The sequence below is a fragment of the Saccharothrix sp. NBAS 001 genome, from assembly GCF_056640475.1.
Window position 1 is genome coordinate 5454716 of record NZ_CM153251.1, and the last position, 22938, is coordinate 5477653.

A 22938-nucleotide genomic window follows, 5' to 3' on the forward strand; every position below is an offset into this window, starting at 1 on the left:
GTCAGGTCTCCTTGCAGAACTCGCCGATGGGGATGCCGACGTGCCGCTGCTCGGTCGCGACGTAGCCCAGCAGCTCGTCACCCCGGCGCAGCTCGGTGACGTTGCGGACCTTGCCGCCGGGGCCGAGCACGCGCACGTGCCAGTCGTCCTGCACGGTGAGGCTGACCGTCACGCCCTCCGGCGAGTGCGCGGTGATCGTGAGGATCGGTCGGGATTCGAGCTTCGCCCGGCCGACGGTGAGCTTGCGGGTCCGGCCCTCGGAGTCCACCGCCAGCACCGCGCTGCCGGTGCGCAGCTCGGACAGGTAGTTGGTGCGGTTGTCCGGGCCGAGCACGTAGGAGTGCAGGGCGCCCGCGTTGACCCGGAACGGCCGGGTGGGCATGTAGGGCAGCGGGTGGGTTTCGCTGCAGCACAGGATGAAACCGGACGAGAACGAGCCGACCAGGATCCCCTCGTCCTCGCGGAAGTGCGAGCAGGTGTCCACGCACACCCGGTCGCCCAGGCCGTTGTGCTCGATGCCCGCCACGGTGAGCGTGGTCAGGGTGAGCGGCGGCGTGGTGGCCTCCAGCAGGCGGGCCAGGCCGAACACGTCGGCCGCGTCGCGCGGCGCGAGCAGCACGCCGTCCGAGCCGTGCTCCAGCACGTCCAGGACGATCGCCGCCTCCTCCAGGTCCGCGACGACGGTGACCAGCCGGCCCGCCGCGCCGTCCGCGGCGGCGATGACGATCTCCAGCGGGATCTTCGTGGGGTCGGCGAACTCCACGACGGTGTGCTCCAGCCGCACCGCCGCCGCGCACGCCAGCTTCAGCGTCCGGTCGTCGGTGACCCGGACGAACGCGGCGGTCGCGGTCAGCCGGTCCAGCCGGTCCTGGTCGTCCACGGTCACGGCGACCAGGTGCGGGCTGTCCACCGCCTCCGGCGCGATCAGCACGCGGGCGACCGTGGGCGGCAGGGTGTCCAGCAGGGCGGGGTCGTCGGACACGACCCCGGCGAGCCGGGCGTGCACGGTGGCGTCGACCACGGCTTCGCGGTGCGCCTCGGGAACGGTTCGCAGGTCGATCCAGGCGAATTTCAACGCCAGACTCCAATGGGGGGAGAGTTCAGGAGACCGCGCCGGTCATGGCGGGCACGAGGTCGGCGGGCTGGTCCGCGTGGACCACCGACGCCAACTCGGCGACCAGCGTCATCGGGGCCGGTGAGGTGAACACGCGCCGGCCCACGGCCAGGCCCGCGCAGCCCATCGCCATCGAGGCGCGGGCGTAGTCGACCAGGCTGCCGCCGGTCGCGGGGCCGCCCGCGACGAGCACCGGGATCGCGCAGCCGGCCACCACGTCGGCCATCCGCTCCGCGGGCAGCGCCAGGTTCGTCTTGACCAGGTCCGCGCCCAGGTCGACGGCGATGTTGACCACGTGGGCGAGCAGCGCCGGGTCGGTCGGGTCGAGGATGCGCGGTCCGCGCGGGTAGACCATCGCGATCAGCGGCACGTTCCACGCGTCGCACGCCTTCGCGACCACCCCGAAGTCGACCAGTTGCCGCTCCTCGGTGTCGGAGCCGATGTTGACGTGGACGCTGACCGCGTCCGCGCCCAGCCGCAACGCCTCCTCCACCTCGCCGACGAGCACCTTGGCGTTGGCGTCGGCGGCGTGCGCCGTGCCCGCGCTCAGGTGCACGACCAACGCGCAGCCGCCGAGCACCAGCGGGTCGATCGTGCGCACCCGTCCTTTGTGGACGATGATGGCGTCCGCACCGCCGACCACGACCGACCTGATCAAGTCGTGCCACCGGTCGTTGGGCACCACAGGGCCGTCGGAGACGCTGTGGTCCAGCGGGACGAAGAGGTACCGGTCGTCGCGCGGCCGGGAAAGCCGTCGCAGCCGCAACGCTTTCCTCATGTCGCTCACACCTCCCAGGGATCGCCGAGCCATGGAGCAGAGTGGTGGAGACCCGACTCTTGCGGGGAGGTGGCAGGTGGCGATAACTCGCCAGTTATGCACCTCTTGGAGCAACCGGATACGACGACTCCTCGACGCAGCGTCAACCCGCCACACTCGCACGGTCGGTGTTTGAGGTGATCCGTTTGCCCTAGGCTGCGGAAGTGCACATGGAGCTGAGACACCTCCACGTTGTGCTGACCGTGGCCGAAGCGGGCAGCATCAGCCGGGCCGCTTCCTCGCTCAAGATCGCGCAGGCCGGCTTGACCGCGCAGCTCCGCCGCATCGAACGCGGCTTCGGCGGCCCCCTGTTCGTGCGCCGCAGTGACGGCGTGGAGCTGACCGAGCTGGGCCGCCACGTCCTCCAGCGGTCCCGTGACCTGGTGGAACGATTCGACGACCTGCTCGTCACGGCCCGCAAGATCGCCGCCGAGAGCGGCAGCCTGGGAATCCGGCTGGGCGGCGTGGCGGGCTCGCTGACCCCGTTGCTGGTCGGCGTGGTGCGCGACCTGCTGCCCGACCAGCCGCAGACCACGCACATCGAGCGCAGTTGCGACGCGGTGCTGGAACTGGTGCGTTCCGGGAAGCTCGACGTGGCACTGGTCGTGGAGTTTCCACAGAGTCCACTGCGGATTCCCGAAGAGGTCGACTGCCGACCGGTGGTGGTCGAACCCATGCTGGTCGGAATACCGGCCGGCCACCGCCTCTCGGCCCGCGCCGAGATCCGGCTGGCGGAACTGGCCGACGAGGACTGGGCCGTGCCCGAGGAGAACTACGGCGGCGGCAAGCTCAACCTGCACCTGGCCTGCGAAGCGGCCGGTTTCACGCCCCGCTGCGTGCACTTCGGCGTCGACCCCGCCGCAGCGGCCGAACTGGTGCGTTCGGCGCAGACCGTGGCCTGCTTCTTCCCCACGTCCCAGGAACTGCCCGGAGTGGTCCTGAAGCCGATCGTGGGCAACCCCGTTCACCGCCGCGTAACGCTGGCGTGGCAACGGGATCGTCAGGCGGCGGAGTACATCGACGACATCCACGCCGCCCTCTTGCAGGTCTACCAGGAACGGGTCTGGGGCCGTGCGCCGAAACTGGCCGCCACGGGATTGACCGCGGCGGCCAGCTGAACCCGAACTGTCACACGGTGTTCAGAGCGTCACCGACCACGCGTCCAGCACACCGACGTCACCCGGCCCGTTGTCGCCGACGCGGAGTGTCCACTTTCCACCGGCCTGCTCGGCGACGTTGTTCACAGTGAACGTGCGGGACCCCGGGAACGCCGTGCAGGGGTAGCCCCCGTAGCGCTGCAAGGGATACGTCCGCCCCGACGGCCCCACCAACGTGATGGTCAAGTCCTGCGAACACGTGTGGCGCGCCGAGACGACGACCGTCACCGCACTCCCCGCGGCACCCGACAACCCGGACGTCACCGAGCTGGACACCACCTGGAAGTCCCGAATCGGGTAGTCGGTGTCCGACCGCACGGTCCGCCCGCCACCGCCACCGGCCTGCGTGCGCGCGGACACCGCCGCACTCGCGCCGGACACGTTCCCGGCCGCATCACGGGCGCGGACCGTGAAGGTGTACACCGTGTCGGCCGCCAACCCGGTCACCGTCGCCGACAGCCCCGCACCGGAGGCCACCACCGCACCCCCTTGCTGGACGTCGTACCCCACCACGCCGACGTTGTCCGAAGAAGCCGTCCACGCCAACGAAACCGAGCCGGCCGTGGTCCCGGTGACCTTCACGTCGCCGGGCACACCGGGAGCCTCCACATCACCGCCACCGCCACCGGTGACCAGCGAAAGCCCCCACTTCCGCAACGCCTCGCCCACCGGCTGGAAGATCGACTGGTCGTCGGCCCCACCCGGCGAGCAGGACGACTTGCCACCAGAGTGCAACCCGACCGCCTTGTCCCCGGCCAGCCAGGCACCACCCGAATCGCCACCCAGCGAACAGGCCGTGGTCGTCGCCAGCCCTTCGACCACCACGCTGCCGTAGTCGATCGTCTGGTTCACGGCGGTGACTTCACCGCACGTCCACTTCGACGTGTTCCCCGAGTGGCACACCGCCTGCCCCACAACCGGCTCCACGGAACCGGAAACGACAACAGGAGAACCTCCCCAGGTGTTCACCGAGGAGGACAACGCCCACCCCGCCTCGGTCACCGCGACGACGCCCATGTCGCCTTCACGCGCGTTGACGCTGCGCCCGCCACCGACGTTCGAGGTACCAAGCCGGTTCTGCTGCCCGCTCTGCCCGTAAGCCGCCTGGTCCACGTCGTTCGTGCAGTGCCCCGCAGTCAGAAAGTGCTTGCCCCCACCGGCATCCACCGCCGGAAAGCCGATCGAGCAGTTGCTCTCCCCACCCGGCCACCAAGGGCCGCCAGGCTGCACGGTCCCCCCTTGCTGCACCGGCGAGGACCAGGTCTCGACAACCCGGACCCCGTCGACGACCGGGAACTCCCGAGCGGTCCGAGACCGGTCGATCCGAACCACCACCCCGTTCGACCCCGGGTCGACACCCCACCCGACCACACCGGGAAACGCGGCCCCGGCCACCACCCCGACCAGCCGCTCCAACTCGGCCCGATCCCGCCGCACCACAACAGGCTCGGCCCCCAAGCCCCGAACGAGGTCGACCACCCCCACATCACTCACCGCGACCTTCAACACCCCACCGGCCAGCCAATACCCGGCCACCCCGGCACGCGGCAAAGACCCGACCACGCGCACAGCGGCATCCTGGGCACCCAACCGGCCCTCGGCCTCCGAACGGGAAAGCCCCAGATCACGCTGAAGCGCCTCGACCACAGGCGAAGCAGGAGCCGCCACAGCCACACCGGCGGACGAGACACCCACCGCACACGCGCACGCCAACCACACAAGTGTTCGCAATCGCATGGGAAATACTCCACAGGGAAACGGTTTGCAGGGCCTCCGACGCTATGCGCGAACCCCGCACACCGAAATCAGGGAAACCCCTAGCACCCCTGGCCGGCACCCCCGAACACCCTCAAGATGGGCAGATGGCCCACCCGCTGATCGGTATCCGGCTGACCGACCTGGAACACCCCAGGCTGGTCCTCCACGGCCCACCCGGCACCGGAAAGACCACCGTGGCCAAAGCCCTGGCGGCAAGGGCCGAATCCCACCTCATGATCGCCCCACAACCACCCGACACCACAACCCCGGGCACCGCCCTGGCCGAACTGGCCGCCGCCGCGAACCACCCCGCCCCCACCACCCAATTCAGTCCAACCCCCACCCCACTGGAAGCCCTGGCCCTCATACAGTCCCTCCCCCAGACCCTCCTGATCATCGACAACGCCCAATGGCTGGACCCACTCAGCGCGAACCTGCTCACCTACGCCCTACGCCACGCCAACCACCTACGCGTAATCGCCGCAGAACGCACCACCACCCACCACAACTTCCCAGACAGAGCCAAAACCCTCTGCGGCGAACACCCCACAACCTTCGCCCTGCGCGCACTCCCCCCGGACGGCACCGCAGAACTCCTGGCCCACTACGACATCAGCTACCGCCAAGCAGCCAAGATCCACACCATGACCGCCGGAAACCCCGCCATGACCCTCACCTACGCCCCCGCACTCACCCCCTCACTCACCCCTTCACTCAACCCCCCACTCCCTCCACCCCTCCCGCCCCTCCTGCAACACCAGATAACCACCCGACTGTCCCACCTAACCGACGCCACAAGGCACACACTCCGACTGGCAGCCTTCACGGACGCCCCCACCCTCATCACCCTGCACCGCGCAGGCGGCACAGACCTGACCGAAGCGGAAGCCGCAGACCTCACCTACACCGACGACACCGGCCAGGTCCACTTCACCGCAGGTGCCATCAAAGCCACCATCGCCGCCACCACCCCCTACCCCGAACGCCTGCGCCTACACGCCAAACTGGCCACGGCCGTGGACGACCCCACCCTCCGCACCCTCCACAAAGCACAGTCGACCGACACCAAGAACACCGCCCTGGCCACCTCGGCGGCAACAGCGGCCGCGCAGGCGAGAGCACTGGGACACCGAGCCCTGGCCGCAACCCTCAGCCTCCAGGCCGCGCACAAGACAGAGAACGAGGCCGAAGCCGTCGCCCACGCCACCCAGGCCGCCGAAGACGCGGGCCGGGCAGGTCTCGAAGACCAGACCTACACAGCGGCCACGTTCGTCCTGTCCCGCACCACAGACCCCGCCCTCCGCGTCAGGGCGAGGCTCTCCCTCATCGACGTGGCAGGCCAGGCCCTGGCCGACGCCGCCGAACAGTTCGCCCACGCCACAGCCGACGCCGGCGACGACCCCGCCCTCAAAGCAACGATCCGCGTACTGGAGGCCGTACAGGCCAACCTCTCCGACGGCGACCCGACCGCGTCCCACCGCCGAGCCCAGGAAGCCGCAGACCTCGCCAACCAGGGCGACGACCCCACCACCGAGGCCCGCGCCCTGACCATGATCGCCAGAACGGCCAGGATCCGGGGCCTGCCGACAACAGCCCTCGCCAAAGCCCTGGCGCTCCCCACCCACGACATCGCCGTGCACGACTCCCCCGAGTACCTGGCGGTGCGCCACGACTTCTTCGACGACAACCTCATCCAGGCCAGAACCCGCCTGCTCGCCCTGCTGCCCGCCGCAGAACGCTCAGGTGCCGCAGTAGACGTGGTAGACATCCTGCGCTCTTTGGCCGAGATCGAGGCACGAGCGGGCAACTGCGCAGCGGCCCTCGTCCACGCCACCCGCGCCACCACCCGAACCGCCGAACAGGCCCTGTCCCCAGGCCCGGCCTGGTACACCGCAGCGCTGGCCGAAATGGCGGGCGGCACCTTCACCCGGGCCGTCGAGTACGCCACCAGAGGCGCGACCGCGTCGGAACAGGAACACGACCGCGTCTACCTCTCCCGCTGCCTGCACGCTCTGGGGACGGTCCACCTGATCACCAGCAACCCCGACCGGGCAACAACTTCACTGACCCGCGTGCAAGAACTCGAAGAGGCGCAACAAGTAGCCGACCCGTCCATCCTCAGATGGCACGCAGACCTGGCAGAAGCCCTTGCCGCAACGGGAAACCCGACCGAAGCCACCCGCCTGGCAACCCGCACCAGGCACACCGCCGAAACGCTGAACCGCCCCTCGGTGCTGGCCATGCTCGACCGGACCCAGGCCATCCTCAAGGCGGACACCCACCTGCTGGACCTCACCGCCACCAGGTTCACCACCCTGGGCCTCCCCCTGGAAGCAGGCCGCACCCTGCTGGCCCTGGCCTCGGCGCAACGCCGACAACGCCACCGGGGAGCCGCAAGAACAACCCTCGCCGCAGCCATCGAACTCTTCACAACCCACCGGGCCCACCCCTGGACCGCGCTGGCCACCGCAGAACTGCACAGGCTGGACCCACCCACCAACGGCAACCTGACCCCGACCGAAACCAGACTGGCAGAACTGATCAAAACCGGCGCGACCAACCACCAAGCAGCCGCAACCCTCGCCGTCAGCGTGAAGACGGTAGAAGCAACCCTGACCCGCCTCTACCGCAAACTCGGCGTCCACTCCCGCGCCCAACTGGCAGCACAACAATCCCCCCACCCACACAATCCCCCCACCCACACAAACCCCCCACCACGCCAATCCCCAACCACGACCCAACCCGCGTCGTGTCATCCCCGTATGGCCCGCGCGCAGCGAACCGCGCTTGAGTAGGGAGCGCAAGCACGCTTTTCGCTTGCGCTCCCTACTCAAGGGTGGTTGTCTCCGACCGGGCCGTACGGGGATGACACGACGCCCGCCCTTTCTTTTCGTCATCCTTGGCGGCTCGCCCGTCCGGCGAGGACTCTTTAAGCGCCAACGCGAGATCCGCGACCTCCCGAACCTGACTCCGGGTAAGTCGCCGCACGTCCCAAATCAGTTCCGCCACACCGTCGATCGCCTTGCCCACCGAAGACGCGTCCGACGACCCGATCCCCGTCACCACCGCCAAATCCCCCGACGGCACCCCGAGAACAGCGCCGAAGTCGTCCACAAGGTCAACAGTCAGACCAACCGTGCCACGCCCGACCCCACCGTACGTGGCAGCAGACCAGTAGCGGCCCGTGACCGCGTAGAAGGTCTTGGACAAAGGCCCCCAGCCGAGATTGCGATTCCGCGCCAAGCGCATCAGCACGCCACCGGGGCCATCCGGATACCGCTCGAACACCGGCAACCCAACCCCGGGCACCCTCGACGCCTGGGGCAGCGACGCCGCGAACTCGCGCACGACGTCCCGTTGTCCCACCCGCAGGTCGACCACGATCCGAATCAGATCAGGCACCGCCGAGCCCGCCCGACCATCCACCGGAGCGAGATCTTCCGGCACGTCGACACCGGCCATCACGAAAAGGTCCGGTGCGCGCAGACCGAGGACGACAGCGAGCCGCCGCAACGAGGACGGACTCGGCAAAGCGCCCCGAAGCACTTCCTCCAGGCCATCCACATCGGCCAACCGGGCCACCTCACCCAGTTCCCGCTGCCTGCGCTCCGCCAACCGCTCCAACACCGCGCCGAAGCCCTCAGCCACCATCCGGCCAGGCCAACCAGCCACTACCAGCACCACCGCCGCCGCCAACCACCACCACCGGCCACCACCACCTCCGCCCAGCAGCTACCAACTCCGCCCAGCAGCCAGCAGCGCCGCCACCGGCAACCGGTCACACCCCGTCTTCATCACGTGCCGCGTACCTCTCCGCCATCTCCAAATCCCACCAAGCCGCGAAGAACTGGAAATCCTCCTCCGACCGGTTCACCACCTGGTGGTCCTCGTAAGGCCGAAAGTGCACGATGTCACCAGCCGCGAACGGCACCGCCCCGTCAGCCGTCACGATCTCCGCAACCCCTGACACAGCCACCCAGATCTCATGCTCCCGATGCCCGTGCGTGGACGACGAAGCCCCTGGCCGCACCACGCACCACGACCCGTCGAAGGGTGCGTTCACCAACGGCCACGGCATCAACCGCCGTGCCACCAACCCGTCATCACGTACCAGCTCATCCGGATCCAACCTGCGGATCTCCACCGCGCCTACCCACCCCGAACGGACGATCCCATGCGCTCTCCCCAGCAGAACCGCGCCCGAAATGTGCCGCACATTATCGCCGGCCCACACCCACCAGCAAGCGCTTACCACTGATCAGCCCATCAGGATTCCCTATCCCGCCCCTCCTCCCTTCCCCCTCCTCCCTTCCCCCTCCTCCCTTCCCCTTCCCCCCTCCTCCCTTCCCCCTCTCCCCCTCCCCTTCCCCCACCACTCCCTCCCCCACCACTCCTACCGAGCAGCAGCAGCCGCCGCAGCCGCAGCCGCCTTGACGCAGAACTCCAAGCGCGACCGGGCATCAGCGTCGTCCGTCACCGCCAACACCGACCGGTAGTCGGCCGCAGCGTCCCCGAACCGCCCCACCTTCTCGAACACCACCGCCCGGTTGAACCGCACCTCCGGCAGATCGGCCAACCCCACCGCCCGGTCGAAATCCGCCAACGCCCCGTCGAAATCCCCGCCCTCGAACCGGATCTGCCCCCGCAACGCCCACCCCGGCGCGAACCCGGGATCCACCCGCAACGCCGCCGTCACCACGTCCGACGCCCGCCGGGGATCCCCGCCCTCCACCAACAACCGCCCCTGCACGCACATCAGGTGCACGTTGTCCGCCGACAACGCCAATCCGGCCCGGACGTCGTCCCAAGCGCCGTGCGAATCGCCCACCTCGCACCGCAGCGACGCCCGGTTCACCAACGCCGGCACATGTCCCGGATCCAACTCCAGCACGTAGTCGAACGCCGCGAGCGCACGCCGCACGTCCCCCAACTCCAACAGCACGTCACCCAGGTTGTAGTGCACCTCGGGAAACGGCGGGGACAACGGCAGCACCCGCTCGAACGCCGCCGCCGCTTCCTCGTTGCGCCCCAGCCGCCGCAACAACACCCCCCGGTGGAAGTGGTGTTCGAAGAAACCCGGATCCACCAACGCGTTGGCGGAGTGCTCGGCCAACGCCTCCTCCGGCCTCCCCGCCATGCCCAGCAGCACACCCCGGTTCAGGCGCAACACCGAACGCAACAACGGGTGCTCGTCATCGCCGAACACCCGGTCCAGCGCGGCCCGCCCCTCTTCGATCAGCCGCAACGCCTCCGCCACCCGGCCTTCGCGCATCTCCACCAGCGCCACTCCGTTGCGCGCGAACACCGAGTGGAAAACGCACCCCTCCGGGTCGTCCAGCTCCGCCGCCAGCGCCAGGGCCTGGTTCATGTACGCGCGGGCCCGCCCCAGGTCCCGCTGCGATTCCGGCAGGTGGCGCACGTGCAGCATCGCCATCCCGTACGCCAGTCGCAGCCGCTGGGCCACGCCGTCCACCACCTGCGAGGCGGACTCGTAGACGACGGCCGCTTCCTCCGCCCGCCCGGCAACGGCCAACGAAGCCCCCGCCGCTTCGGTGAAGTGCCACCAATCGCCGGAACCCCGCTCGACCAGGTCCCGCCCCAGCAACGCCAACGACGCCGCCGCGTGGTAGAGCCCCACCTTGCGGCAGTGCCCCAACGCGTGCTTGACGGCCTGCACGCCCGCTTCGGGCCGGCTGCCCCGCACCGCGTGGAACGGAATCGCCCCCAACGCCAGCGACTGCTCGCCCAGCGCGTACAGCTCGGCGCACCGCGCGTCGTGCCGCCGGGCCCGCTCCTGCGCCGGCAACGCCGAGTACACCTCGACGGCGGCCGGGTCGTCCGTCGTGCCGTCGCTGAGCACGTAATCGCCGGCCGGCGTGGTCTCCACCACGCAGTCCACCCGGCGCGCGAACGCCGGCAGCACCTCCGCCAGCGACACCGCGACCTCGCCCGGCGGGTCGACCACCGGGTCCAGGCCGGTGCCCACCACGATCGTCAGCTGCGGAATGTCCTGCCGCCGCAACAACACCGCCAGCAGCTCGCGATCCGTCGGGTCCGCGTGGTGCACGTTGTCCACGAACAGCGTGCGCGGTTCGTCGCCCAGCGCCGCCAGGTACGCCCGCAGGAAGTCCGCGATGCCGTTGGCGATGTTCCTGGTGTGCAGGCGCGAGTAGTACCGGGTGCGCTGCTCGTCGCCGACCGTCCACTCCAGGGTGGCCCACGCCGTCGGCACCGACACCGCGAGTTCCGGCGCGGCCGTGGCCAGCTCGGTGTTGTGCCGCGCGGCGAGTTCGGGACACCGCGCGAAGGCGTCGTCGGCCAACGCCCGCAACAGGGTCCCGCCGGCGGTGTACGGGCCGCGCAGCCCGCGGTGCGCGTCCACGTCGGCCAGCGCGGGCGGCAGTTCCAGCCCGGAGCGCAGCCGGGCGCGGTCGACCGCGCGGCGGGCGCGGAGCCACAGGTGGTCGGCCATCAGGTCAGCTCGCCAGAGCCGGGACCAGGCACGCGGCGGCGGCCAGCGGGACAGGTCCGGGCAGACGGATCCGGATCTTCTTCATCTTCGGTGGCACGGGAACCTCCACGGAAAACGGCGCGGAGTGCCCGACTTTAGTGGGGGAAAACGCAAAAGGGCAGGTTCCACTCCCCGAATCCATAAGACCGGGCAATAGCACCGGGTCGGACCGAACTAGTCCGAATGCCGCAACACGCTTTCCACTTCGGTGCGGAAAACGTCCACGCCGTCCTCGCCCTGCGGCGCGCCGTGCGCCTGGAGCAGGTGCAGCAACGCCACACCGTGCGCCGACCTGCGCGCCTGGGCCCGGAACGCGAACGCCGCCTCGTACACCGCGACCGCCGTCGCCAGCGCCGCCGCGACCGTGGCCAGGAACCCCCACAGTGCCCGCCGCCCCGGGTCGGCCACCGCGACCGCGCCCGCCGCCGCTGCCGCCGTGAACAACAACACAGTCGACGCCGTCGTCCACCGCCGAGCCGACGCGTACCGGTTGCGGGCCTGCTCGAACCCGGCCAGCCGCTCGCCGACGCGATGCCTCAGGTACGCCCGCAGGAACTGCTCACGGTGGTCGTCCCGCCCGGCGTCGCCTCCAGGCTTCCCAGCCCCACCACCCACAGCCCCACCACCCACAGCCCCACCACCCACAGCCCCACCACTCACGGCCTCGACACCCACCGCGCCGCCACCCACCGCGCCACCGCTCGCAGCATCGACACCCGCCGCGCCACCGCTCACGGCCTCACCACGCACGACTCCGCCGCTCATGACCGCCCCGCCGGCTCGTGACGGTGGCGCGCCACCTCGGTCGCCAACTCCCGCGCCCGCTCCTCGCGCTCCACCCCGTCGACCGCCGCCGGCGCGGCCAAGTGGTCGAAGTACAACGCCCGCAACCGCTCCGCCCGAGCCCGCGCGTCGGGGTTCTCCCCGCCACGCCCCAGCACCGCCAACACCGCCGCACCCGCCCCGGCGACCGCCAGCAGCACGCCGGGCCACGGCTCGTCCCGCAGCCACGCCTGCAACGCCCCGAACGCCGTCGCCGCGAACCCCGCCGCGATCGCCGCGACCACCAGCAACCGGGCCCGCTCGCGCTCCCGGAACGCGGCCACCTCCTGCTCGTGCAGCACCGGCGCGACCACCTGGTTCGCCTCGTGGATCGCGTCCGCCAGCAACGGGTAGTCCAGCACGTACCCGGGATCGATCACCGGCACCGGCGACGGCTCGCGGAACCGCAGGCGCGGCCACACCGCGGGCGGCGGCACGTCGGCGTACAGCGCGTCGCCCGGCCTCCCGCCGAACACCCGGTGCAGCACCGCCACCACCCGGTCCGGCCCCTCGTCCAGGTGCACCACGGCCACCCGGCCGCTGCGCACCAGCACCTCCAGGTCGCCGTCGACCCGGCCGGCCGCGAGGTCGTCGGCCAGGCCGCCGGTCCCGGCCAGCACCAGCAACGGCCGGTCCCGCCCCAGGTGGTCGACCAGCGCCGCGTGCGCCGCGGGCCCGCCGCCGACCAGCAGCGCGAGCGCCGGCCTGCGGGTGCCCGCGATCGCCTCGACGGTCCGCAACAGCACCGGCACCTCTTCGCCCCACTGCGAGCCGGGCACCAGCACGGCCGTGTCGTGGTTGCCGTTGAGGCGCACCTCGCCGCCCACGGGCTCGGCGTCCACCGCGACCTTCCCGGACGGCGCGACGCCGACCAGCCGGGGCCACTTGCCGTCCAGCGCGTCGGCGGCCAGGCCGACCAGGTGCGTGATGCCGGTGTCCGCACCCGCCGTGAGCACGACCGCGTCGCGTTGCGCGGCGGCGGCGAGCACGGCTCTGAGCACAGGCAGGACGGCGGCGGCCCGCTCGGCCTCCGGCGCGTCGACCGGGCCGAGGACGGCGAGGACGGGACGGTTGCGGGGCAGGCGCAGCGCCCGTGCCCTGATGTCGGCGTCGGGGTGGGCCAGGCGGCGCACCCGCGGACCCGCGGTAGACATGCGGGGCACCCTAGCGCTGCTTCACGCCGATTTCACCCATCCGGGGGACGAATTTTCGCCCAGGTAGGATTTTGACCGTGCAAATCGACCCCGCCGAGATGGAAATCGCCCTGAGGGTGCTCGCCCAGGTGGAGGAACTGCCCACCGAGCACCCGGACGTGGTGGCCATCCGCCGGGCCACCTCCAGCATCTACAAGACGGTGCGCAAGCGCCGCAAGGCCGACCGCCGCCAGGCCGTCACCGAGGCCGACCGCGCGGTGACCGAGGCGACCGCCACCGGCTCGCCGACCCGCATCGACGACGAGACGCGCGGCGTCCTGCTCCAGGAGCCCGAGCCCGGCGCGGTGGTGGGCACGCTGCTGCGCGCCCGGTCCTGCTACACGTGCAAGAAGCGCTACACCGAGGTGGACGCCTTCTACCACCAGCTCTGCCCGGCGTGCGCCGAGCTGAACCGCAGCAGGCGGGACGCGAGCACCGACCTGACCGGCAAGCGCGCGCTGCTCACCGGTGGCCGGGCCAAGATCGGCATGTACATCGCGCTGCGGCTGCTCCGCGACGGCGCGCACACCACCATCACCACCCGGTTCCCGCACGACGCCGTGCGCCGGTTCGCCTCGATGCCCGACAGCGCGGAGTGGCTGCACCGGCTGCGCGTGGTCGGCATCGACCTGCGCGACCCGAGCCAGGTCGTCCGGCTGGCCGACTCGGTGGCCTCGGCCGGGCCGCTGGACATCCTGATCAACAACGCCGCGCAGACCGTGCGCCGGTCGTCCGACGCGTACGCGCCGCTGGTCGCCGCCGAGAACGCGCCGCTGCCCGCCGGCCCGCTCCCCGAGCTGATCACCTTCGGGCACGGCGTGGCCGCCCACCCGATCGCGCTGACCAGCGGGCTCGACGGGCTCGCCGCGAGCATGCCCGAGGTCACCGCGCTGGCGCTGACCGCCGGGTCGGAGCTGATCGACGCCGGCGGCCTGGTGCCGGACGTGGCCTCGGTGAACAGCTGGGTGCAGCGGGTCGACGAGGTCGACCCGGTCGAGCTGCTGGAGGTGCAGCTGTGCAACAGCACCGCGCCGTTCATCCTGATCTCCCGGTTGCGGCCGGCCATGGCCGCGTCGACCGCGCGGCGCAAGTACGTGGTGAACGTCTCCGCGATGGAGGGCCAGTTCAGCCGCGCCTACAAGGGTCCCGGCCACCCGCACACGAACATGGCCAAGGCCGCGCTCAACATGCTGACCCGGACCAGCGCCGAGGAGATGCTGGAGACCGACGGCATCCTGATGACCGCCGTCGACACCGGCTGGATCACCGACGAGCGCCCGCACCCGACCAAGATGCGGCTGGCCGCCGAGGGGTTCCACGCGCCGCTGGACCTGGTCGACGGCGCGGCCCGGGTGTACGACCCGATCGTGCGCGGCGAACTCGGCGAGGACCTGCGCGGCTGCTTCCTCAAGGACTACGCGCCCGCCGCGTGGTGATTCCGCTCCGCGATTCCGCGTTTTGTGGAAAGGAGCAACGGCCGTCCGCCATCCGGGTAAGGCCGTTAACGAATCCGTCCTCGTGTGCGACTCTCCGTCGGTAGGCTGGTGCGGTCGTTGAGCGGGGGGTGCGCATGGGTCGCGGGCGGGCGGATCGCGCCGCCGTCCCCCCATGCCACCACGCACCTGCGCGTTCTTCGCGATCTGCCCCGCGCCGCCACTTACCGGCCCCGCGCGGCGTCCCGCCACACCCGTCCGCCACACCGCCCCGCGCTCACCGGCGACCACGGCAACCCCTCGACCGGGTGACGCCCAACCGCCACCTCTGTCACCCAGCGCCAACCGCACCACACGCACACCCCGCACCGCACGCACCACACGCACACCCCGCACGACCCGCACCGCACGCACGACCCGCATCACACGCACGTTCCGCACCACGCGCGGCGGCCGGCGGATGAACGTCCCGCGCCGCCCCATCAACCCCTTCCCGCTCCCCGGCTGGGAAAGCACGCCGATGCGCCCGCTGCGCCCGTGGGACCGCAAAGCGCACCGCGACTACTACGTCGACGTCGACGGCGCCGAGAGCGCGTTCCAGGAGTTCCAGCAGGAGGTCGGCGACCTGACCGGCGTGCTGGAGGACGGCCGCCTGGTGCTGGTCACCGGCGATTCCGGCTGCGGCAAGACCGCGCTGGTCAACCGGTGCGCCGACTGGACCGTGCGGGAGCTGGCCGGACGCGGCCTGCGCGGGGTCGTGATCGACCTCACCGGGTGCCTGCCCGAGGACGAGGAGCTGTCCATCCACGAGCGCACCGTGCAGGTGTGCGACCAACTCTTCGACAAGCTGGTCGACCACGGGGCGATGAGCCCGCAGTCGGCCGAGACGCTGCGCGGCGACCGGGACAACCCCAAGCGGATCTTCCCCCGGCTCGGCCGCGCGCTCGACGTCGACGTGGTGCTGCTCGTGCTGCTGCCCTCGCCGAACGAACTGCTGGACGAGGTCATCCGGTACGCGCGTCAACTGCGCAGTCCGCGCGTGCTGTTCTTCGCCGAGTCCGCGTTCTTCGGCGCGGACGAGATCGCCGAACTCGTCCGCCGGCTGGAGGCGTGGGTCCCGCCGATCACGCTGCTGGTCGGCGGGCTGGAGGACGGCGACCCGGAGCGGTTCGCGGACGACCGGCTGGCCCGGCACACCGCGGCCGGAATTTATCCACAACTGAGCGATCAGGCGGCCGAATTGCTCAGCAAAATATGTCGATCGGTCGCGATGTTGCAGCGGATCCTGCACGGCACGTACGAGCGGAAGCTCGAAGCCGGCCTAAGCTACACCGAAGCCGACCAGGTGACGGTGGACGACATCCGGGCGTACCTCAACGGACTGGGGATGCAGCCATGAACGGCAGCGACGAACTCCCGCACCTGCGGAAGAACCCCTTCTCGCCGATGGCGGTCGCGCTGATCATCGACGACGTCGAGGACGATTTCGACGCGGTCGACGTCACCATCTCCACCGACGCCTCCCGCCAGGCGGTCGCCCACCTCGACGGGTACCTGCGGGCCGAGCCGGGCGCGGGCACCGTGCTGGCCGTGCTCGGCGATTACGGCACCGGCAAGACCCACCTCGCCGTGCGGCTGGTGCGGCACGCCCGCAAGGTGCTCGACGACCCGTCGCGCGCGCTGTACCTGGAGGCGACCGCGGAGAGCTTCGTCGAGCTGTACCGGCGGTTCATGCAGCGGCTCGGGCGCGACGGCGTGCGCGCGCAGGTCAGCGACTACTACGCCGACATCGTCGCGGAGTCGTTGCAGAGCACCGGGTTGACCGCCGAGACCCTGGAGTGGCTGGGCAGCCGCAGCCTGGAGCCGCAGGAGGTCGTGGAGCGGCTGGGGCTCATGGAGAGCGCGCTGCTGCGGACCGTCCAGGACAAGCTGCGGCAGGTCACCAACAACAAGGACTTCGGCACCGCGCTGACGTTGCTGCTGCGGCCCGGCTTCGAGCACGCCGTGTGGTCGTGGCTGCTGGGCGGCGCACCGGACCAGGTGCTGGTGGAGCGCGGCATCACCGCGCCGATCGACACCGAGGTCGCGGCGCTGGAGGCGATGGGGGTGTTCGCCCTGCTGTTCGGCGGGCGGCAGCGGCGGTTCGTGCTGGCCGTGGACGAGCTGGACAAGATCTTCTCCGCCGACAGTCGGCCGCAGGCCCGGACCATGGCCGCGTTCCAGACCATGTTGCAGGTGTTCGCGAAGGCCGGCGCGTGCCTGGTGCTGTGCGGCCTGCCGGAGTTCAAGGCGGTGCTGTCGCCCGCCGTCCGGCAGCGCATCCCGTACACCGTGACCATGTCCGGGCTCGGTCACGCGCAGGTGCGCGAGTTCGTCCTGCGCGCGCAGGAGGCCGTGACGGGGGTGGCGGCGCTCGCGCCGTTCACGCCGGAGACCGTGCGGTACCTGCGCGACGTGGCCGGCGGCAACACCCGCAACGTGGTCCGCCTGTGCCACCGGGTGTTCCGGCTCGTGGACGACCGGGCGAACGCGACCGGCGACCCGGAGGTGACCGCGACCGACGAGATGGTGCGGCAGGCGGCGCGCGACCTGTTCGGCTCGTTGAGCGCGGACGACCTGGACGGTTCGGTGCGGCGGCTGCTGGACGCGAACGGCTGGGAGTACTGGCGCAACCACCTGCTCGGCGCGGGCGAGGAGTCCATGGCGGACTTCTGGATCACCTTCCCGGACCGCGACGGCAGGTGCGCGGTGCTGGTCACCGGGTCCCTCCTGGACAACGCCGACGTGACCTCGGTGATGCGTCGGGTGTCGGCGGTGCGCGAGGCCGAGTCCGACGCCGAGGTCGTGCTGCTGGTCAACGGGGTGCTCGCGGACGGCGTGGCGATCCAGCTGCGCGAACCGCTGGGCCGCGAACCGCTGGTCTACTCGGAACGGACGTTCGCGGACGACTTCAAGGCGCTGGTCGGTGCGACGAGCATCGTGCTGACCGGGGAGACCGCGCAGGACCCGGTGAGCGCGCTGCGGCAGCGGATGGACCAGTTGTCGCGCCAGCAGTCCAGCATCTACGGGTTCATCGAGCAGTTGGCGGAGCACGTGGACGGCGTGCGCACGTCGTCGGACCGGCAGTTCTCGGCCATCGGCCGGCAGCTGGCCCTGCTGGTCGGGTCCGCGCCCGCGCGCGAGGCGGCCGACCACCGGCTGCCCGGCGAGGTGGAGCGGCTGTTCCGGGCGGCGGCGGACGCGCTGGAGGGCCTGATCCAGGTCGACCTGATGCTGAACGAGGCGTTCGACTTCGCGCCGCCGGCCACGCAGGAGGCCGTGCACCGGCGGCTGCGGACGCCGGAGTTCACCGACGCCGCCGCGAAGGCCGTGTTCATCCAGAAGTCCGTGCTGGCGTTCCGCGGCGCGGTGGCCGAGTGGTACCGGGCGGATGGTGAGCCCGGCGCGGTGTCGGCCGAGGCCGAGGACCGCCTTGAGCAGCTGTGCGGGATCTACGACGACATCGTGGAGTTCCTGCCGCTGTTCGACCTCGACCCGCTGTTCAGCCTGCCGCCGTGGAGCGCGCGCTCCGGTGGCCTGGTGGCGGACGTGAACCAGATCGCCCGGCGCAACCAGGTCCACGACGCGCTGCGCAACCTCAGCCCGCGCGTGCGCCGCGCCGTGCTGAAGGCCGCGCACACCGGCTGAGCCCGCTCCCCTCCCGCCGCGCCTCGCGCTGCCCTCGGGCGAACCCCCGCGCGCCGCGCCCTCGCCGCTGACCTGCGCTCTCCGCCGCGACTGGGTCTCTTTACCCACGCCGGAGCCGGCCGACAGGCGAACCGGGTTGAGTCGTCCGCCCCTCGCACGATGCGGTGCCCGGCGGTGTGACCAGGCGTGACGCACTCCTACTCTCGGTGATACGACGCCGCCCCGGACACCGGCGTCCCCGCCGCCGAGAATCCCGCCCCGACCGGAGGTCACTCCATGTTCGGCTCAACCCTGCGCGCCCGCCTGCTCAGATCGACCGCCGCGGTGGCCGCGACACTGGTCACCGCGACGCTCGTGCTCCCCGCACCGTCGGCGGCCGCGCGCCCGCTGGAAGCGTTCACCTTCGCCGGCATCGCCGACTGGGACCGCGACGGCCACCAGGACATCGTCGCCCGCGAGGACGGGTCGGGCCTGCTCTGGCTCTACCCGGGGACCAGCGTGCGCGGCTACCCGAACGTCCCCCGCGTGCAGATCGGCAACGGCTGGAACGGCTACACGTTCGCCGGCATCGCCGACTGGGACCGCGACGGCCACCAGGACCTGGTCGCCCGCGAGGACTCGACCGGGCTGCTCTGGCTCTACCCCGGCACGAGCGTGCGCGGCTACCCCAACGTGCCCCGCGTGCAGATCGGCAACGGCTGGGGCGGCTACACGTTCGCCGACCTCGGCGACTGGGATCGCGACGGCCACCAGGACATCGTGGCCCGGGAGAACTCGACCGGACTGCTCTGGCTCTACCCGGGCACCAGCGTGCGCGGCTACCCGAACGTCCCCCGCGTGCAGATCGGCAACGGCTGGAACGGCTACACCTACGCAGGGATCGCCGACTGGGACCGCGACGGCCACCAAGACCTGGTCGCCCGCGAAGACTCGACCGGACTGCTCTGGCTCTACCCCGGCACCAGCGTGCGCGGCTACCCCAACGTCCCCCGCGTCCAGATCGGCAACGGCTGGAACCCCTTCACCTACGCCGACCTCGGCGACTGGGACCGCGACGGGCACCAGGACATCGTGGCGCGCAACGACAGCACCCGACTCCTGTGGCTCTACCCCGGTGACAGCCGGCGCGCCTACCCGAACCAGGCCCCGGTCCAGATCGGCAACGGCTGGTAGTCCGGCGTCGTCCCCGAAGCGCCCTACGCAACACCTGTTCTCCACCCGGCCTCCCGGCGCGCGATGCCGTGCGCCGGGAGGCCGGGCCCAGCACACAGCGAGGGAGACATGAGCAGACACTCGACCAGTCGCGCGGTTTTCGCGGTCCTCACCGCGGTGGCCGTGCTCCTCGGCTTATCCGTTACCGCACAAGCACTTCCCGCCAGGGCCGGGGCTTCCCCGGCGGCGGTGGCCGATCCACTGCTGTTCTACCAAGGCGCCACCGGCCAGGGCTACACCGGCTACATCGACGGCGCGGGCAACTTCACCAACCTCAAGTCCATCCCCGGCTTCGGCGCGTGGACCCACATCACCGCAGTCGGCGGCGGCCGAGTCTTCTTCTACCAGGCCGCGACCGGTCAGGGTTACACGGGCTACATCGACGGCGCGGGCAACTTCGTCAACCTCAAGTCCATCCCGGGCTTCGGCTCCTGGAGCCACATCACCCACATCGGGGGCGGCCGGCTGTTCTTCTACCAAGCGGCCACCGGCCAGGGCTACACCGGCTACATCGACACCGCCGGCAACTTCACCAACCTCAAATCGATCCCGGGCTTCGGCTCCTGGAGCCACATCACCTACGCCGGCGGCAACCGGCTGTTCTTCTACCAGGCCGCGACCGGCCAGGGCTACACGGGCTACATCGACACCGCCGGCAACTTCGTCAACCTCAAGTCCATCCCCGGCTTCGGCTCCTGGAGCCACATCACCCACATCGGCGATGGCCGGCTGTTCTTCTACCAAGCGGCCACCGGCCAGGGCTACACCGGCTACATCGACACCGCCGGCAACTTCACCAACCTCAAGTCCATCCCCGGCTTCGGCTCCTGGAGCCACATCACCCACGCCGGCGGCAACCGGCTCTTCTTCTACCAAGTCGCCAACGGCCAGGGCTACACGGGCTACATCGACGGCGCGGGCAACTTCGTCAACCTCAAGTCCATCCCGGGCTTCGGCTCCTGGAGCCACATCACGTTGTGCTGACGCGGTCCTGACGGCTCCCGCGATCCCGGCCACGGGGTCGCGGGGGCACCCGCCGGCGACGGCGCGCTACGGGGCTTGCTCAAGCCGCCGGAACGCCGCCGGAACCGACACCGACGGCCGCTTCGGCCTCAACTCGGTCACCTCGGCGCGACCACCGACACCCGCGCCGGAATCGACGTCGTCATCGGCGGACGGCGGCTGGAACCGGTCGTACGCGCCGTTGGCCAACGCGTGCACCAGGTTCACCACGACCACCGCCGGGGCGACCACCGCGATGGCGCCCGGGAAACCCGGCTCCAGCAGCAGCGCCAGGATGATCGCCGTCAACCCGTTCTGCTGCCCCAGCGCCAGCCGCACCCGGTCGCCGCGCCAGCGCCGGGGCAGCGTCAGCACCCACGCCACGACCACCTGCGCCAGGTACGCCGCGACCCCGAGCACCACGCCGACCACGGCAGACTCCCACGAGAACGCCGAGGCGAGCACCAACCCGACCGCCACCGTCGCGGTGAACATGCCGACCTCGGCCAGCCCGTCCACCCAGCGCCCGAAGTCCGGCCGGAAGAACAACCCGATCAGCGCCAGCGCCAGCAGCAGCGAGAACTGCACCGCGACGAACCCCACGGCCAGCACCACGACCCCCAGCAGCGCCCGCACCACCAGCCGCCGGGCCTGCCCGCCGGCACCGCCGAAGCGCCCGCGCGCGAACCGCCACGCCAGGTACGCGCCACCGGCCAGGGCCAGGTTCAGCACGAAGTTGAGGGTGAACGCCCCGAACCCGCCGACCGCGCCGCCGCGCAGCGCGAACGACGTGATGTACACCGTCAGCAGCACGGTGATCGGGTCGTCGAACGACGCCCACGCCGACAGCAGCGCCTTGGCCGACGCCGACATCCGCGACTTGGCCCGCACCGCCGCGACCGACAGCGGGTCGATCTGGGCGACCGCCACGGCCAGGATGAGGTGCCACGGCTCGCGGTACACCAGGTAGACCACGGCGAAGATCAGCACGACCTTCGCCAGCACGCCGAGGGTCACCGCGACGACCACCGTGCGCAATTCACGCCGGAATTCGGCGACCTCGATACCGCTGGTGCTCGCGTACAACCCGAATCCGAGCAGCGCGGTGATGAAGAACCCGTAAGCCGTGGATTCCTCGACTTCCCGCAACCCCAGCGACCACGCGGATATCCAGCCCACGCCGAGTGCGGCCAGGAGCGCGACCGAACGGACAGCGGGCGTCACCATTCCACCGTAGGTAATGGGCCGAGGCCCTTCAAGACCCGTATGGAGTGAGCTGCTGGGCCAATGCGGACATTCGATCATCCGCCGCCGCGACGCGTGACTGGTCGACCGTCACGCCCGCCACGTATTCCCCCGGACCGAGCCGGTAGTAGTAGACCGCGCCCATCTCCACGTCCAGCACCGCGCGCATCAGCAGCCCGCCGACCACCGGCCGCACGGCCCGGTTCAGCCGCGTCGCCAGCCCGCCCAGCTCGCGCAGGAACCCGAGGTAGAACCGCCGCCGCGCCTCGACCGAGATCTCCTTGAAGTACGGCCCGAGCGCCGGGTCGGCCAGGTGGTCGACCAAGGCCAGCACCTCGCCGCCCGCCACGTGCGCGACCACGTGCAGGTCCTGCGCGCGCACCGCGTCCACGCACTCGGCCAGCGCGCCCTCACCCGCCGACACGTACGGCTCCCGCTCGCCCGCGGCGGGCAGCGGGACGACCTCGTCGGCGGTCTCCCAGCCGCCGGGGTTGAGCGAGCCCAGGCTCAGCTCCGAGCGCAGCGCGGTCGCCAGCCCGGCGACCGCCCGGTCGGCCTCGTCCACGGCGGGGTGGCCGAACAGCGGGCCGGTACCGGCGTGGTCCAGCACCAGGCCCACGACGTGCTCGGCGGGCACCACGGAGTCGCAGAACAGCGCGCCCTCCTCGGTGTGCAGCACGGTCCGGATCAGCCGCCCGGTGCGCACCTCCTGCAACGCCCGGTCCAGCGCGTTGGCCTGGAACGTCAGGTGCCGGCCGAGGCGCTTCAGCTCCTCGCGCCGGGTGCCGCCGGGCAGCTCGTCGGGCTCGGGCGGCGGGTCGGCCAGCGCGTCCACACCGAAGTCGAACACCCCGCTGCTGTAGTGCGCGAGGTAGTGCAGCGCCGGGCTCTTGACCACCGCGGCGCGGCAGGCGTGCCGGGTGGTGTCGAACTCGGGGCCGAGGTGCTCGGCCGCCTCCTCGTACAGCTCCACGCTGCTCCCTCCTG

At 71.1% G+C, this 22938-nt stretch carries 17 protein-coding genes; 7 read left to right on the top strand and 10 right to left on the bottom strand.

Annotation, left to right across the window (positions count from 1 at the left end; genetic code table 11):
* Position 1: 1 nt before the first annotated feature.
* Positions 2–1075 carry a 3-dehydroquinate synthase II family protein gene (locus AC0HI0_RS22690; RefSeq protein ID WP_480925508.1) on the bottom strand — a complete coding sequence of 358 codons (1074 nt, stop codon included), beginning with the start codon at positions 1073–1075 and terminating at the stop codon, positions 2–4.
* A 25-nt stretch (positions 1076–1100) separates the two neighbouring features.
* Positions 1101–1892: a 2-amino-3,7-dideoxy-D-threo-hept-6-ulosonate synthase gene (locus tag AC0HI0_RS22695; RefSeq protein ID WP_480925509.1), complete on the bottom strand. Its 792-nt coding sequence runs from the start codon at positions 1890–1892 to the stop codon at positions 1101–1103.
* Between the two features lie 209 nt (positions 1893–2101).
* Between AC0HI0_RS22695 and AC0HI0_RS22700 the strand changes: the two genes are divergently transcribed.
* Positions 2102–3049, top strand: coding sequence for a LysR family transcriptional regulator (locus AC0HI0_RS22700; protein WP_480925510.1), 948 nt, complete (start codon positions 2102–2104; stop codon positions 3047–3049).
* Between the two features lie 21 nt (positions 3050–3070).
* On the opposite strand, the gene AC0HI0_RS22705 is transcribed toward AC0HI0_RS22700, so the two are convergent.
* Positions 3071–4201, bottom strand: a complete 1131-nt coding sequence (locus tag AC0HI0_RS22705; RefSeq protein ID WP_480925511.1) for a proprotein convertase P-domain-containing protein — start codon at positions 4199–4201, stop codon at positions 3071–3073.
* Positions 4202–4950: 749 nt separating this feature from the next.
* On the opposite strand from AC0HI0_RS22705, the gene AC0HI0_RS22710 reads away from it, so the two are divergent.
* Positions 4951–7641, top strand: coding sequence for an AAA family ATPase (locus tag AC0HI0_RS22710; RefSeq protein ID WP_480925512.1), 2691 nt, complete (start codon positions 4951–4953; stop codon positions 7639–7641).
* A gap of 31 nt (positions 7642–7672) precedes the next feature.
* On the opposite strand, the gene AC0HI0_RS22715 is transcribed toward AC0HI0_RS22710, so the two are convergent.
* From AC0HI0_RS22715 to AC0HI0_RS22735, 5 genes are all read right to left on the bottom strand, one after another.
* Entirely contained in the window at positions 7673–8497 is an 825-nt protein-coding gene (locus AC0HI0_RS22715; RefSeq protein ID WP_480925513.1) for a hypothetical protein, read from the bottom strand.
* Between the two features lie 127 nt (positions 8498–8624).
* Positions 8625–8990, bottom strand: a complete 366-nt coding sequence (locus AC0HI0_RS22720) for a cupin domain-containing protein (RefSeq protein WP_480925514.1) — start codon at positions 8988–8990, stop codon at positions 8625–8627.
* 249 nt (positions 8991–9239) lie between these two features.
* Entirely contained in the window at positions 9240–11318 is a 2079-nt protein-coding gene (locus AC0HI0_RS22725) for a tetratricopeptide repeat protein (protein WP_480925515.1), read from the bottom strand.
* A gap of 213 nt (positions 11319–11531) precedes the next feature.
* Positions 11532–11972 (bottom strand): hypothetical protein, encoded by a 441-nt coding sequence (locus tag AC0HI0_RS22730; RefSeq protein ID WP_480925516.1) that lies wholly within the window; start codon positions 11970–11972, stop codon positions 11532–11534.
* Between the two features lie 146 nt (positions 11973–12118).
* The gene (locus AC0HI0_RS22735) at positions 12119–13333 is read right to left on the bottom strand and encodes a hypothetical protein (protein WP_480925517.1); all 1215 of its coding nucleotides are present in this window, start codon (positions 13331–13333) and stop codon (positions 12119–12121) included.
* 77 nt (positions 13334–13410) lie between these two features.
* Here AC0HI0_RS22735 and AC0HI0_RS22740 point away from each other — a divergent pair, with 77 nt between their 5' ends.
* From AC0HI0_RS22740 to AC0HI0_RS22760, 5 genes are all read left to right on the top strand, one after another.
* On the top strand, positions 13411–14808 hold the full coding sequence (locus tag AC0HI0_RS22740; protein ID WP_480925518.1) for an SDR family NAD(P)-dependent oxidoreductase: 1398 nt from the start codon (positions 13411–13413) through the stop codon (positions 14806–14808).
* 457 nt (positions 14809–15265) lie between these two features.
* On the top strand, positions 15266–16204 hold the full coding sequence (locus AC0HI0_RS22745; protein ID WP_480925519.1) for an ATP-binding protein: 939 nt from the start codon (positions 15266–15268) through the stop codon (positions 16202–16204).
* Positions 16201–18492, top strand: a complete 2292-nt coding sequence (locus AC0HI0_RS22750; RefSeq protein ID WP_480925520.1) for a hypothetical protein — start codon at positions 16201–16203, stop codon at positions 18490–18492. The genes AC0HI0_RS22745 and AC0HI0_RS22750 overlap by 4 nt, the downstream gene beginning before the upstream one ends.
* Positions 18493–18768: 276 nt before the next feature.
* Positions 18769–19665, top strand: coding sequence for an FG-GAP repeat domain-containing protein (locus AC0HI0_RS22755; protein WP_480925521.1), 897 nt, complete (start codon positions 18769–18771; stop codon positions 19663–19665).
* 228 nt (positions 19666–19893) lie between these two features.
* A complete protein-coding gene (locus AC0HI0_RS22760; RefSeq protein WP_480925522.1) occupies positions 19894–20688 on the top strand; it encodes a hypothetical protein in 795 nt (264 codons plus the stop codon).
* 66 nt (positions 20689–20754) lie between these two features.
* Here AC0HI0_RS22760 and AC0HI0_RS22765 read toward each other — a convergent pair whose 3' ends face one another.
* On the bottom strand, positions 20755–21933 hold the full coding sequence (locus AC0HI0_RS22765) for a hypothetical protein (RefSeq protein WP_480925523.1): 1179 nt from the start codon (positions 21931–21933) through the stop codon (positions 20755–20757).
* Between the two features lie 28 nt (positions 21934–21961).
* A complete protein-coding gene (locus AC0HI0_RS22770) occupies positions 21962–22924 on the bottom strand; it encodes a hypothetical protein (protein WP_480925524.1) in 963 nt (320 codons plus the stop codon).
* Between the last annotated feature and the right edge of the window lie 14 nt (positions 22925–22938).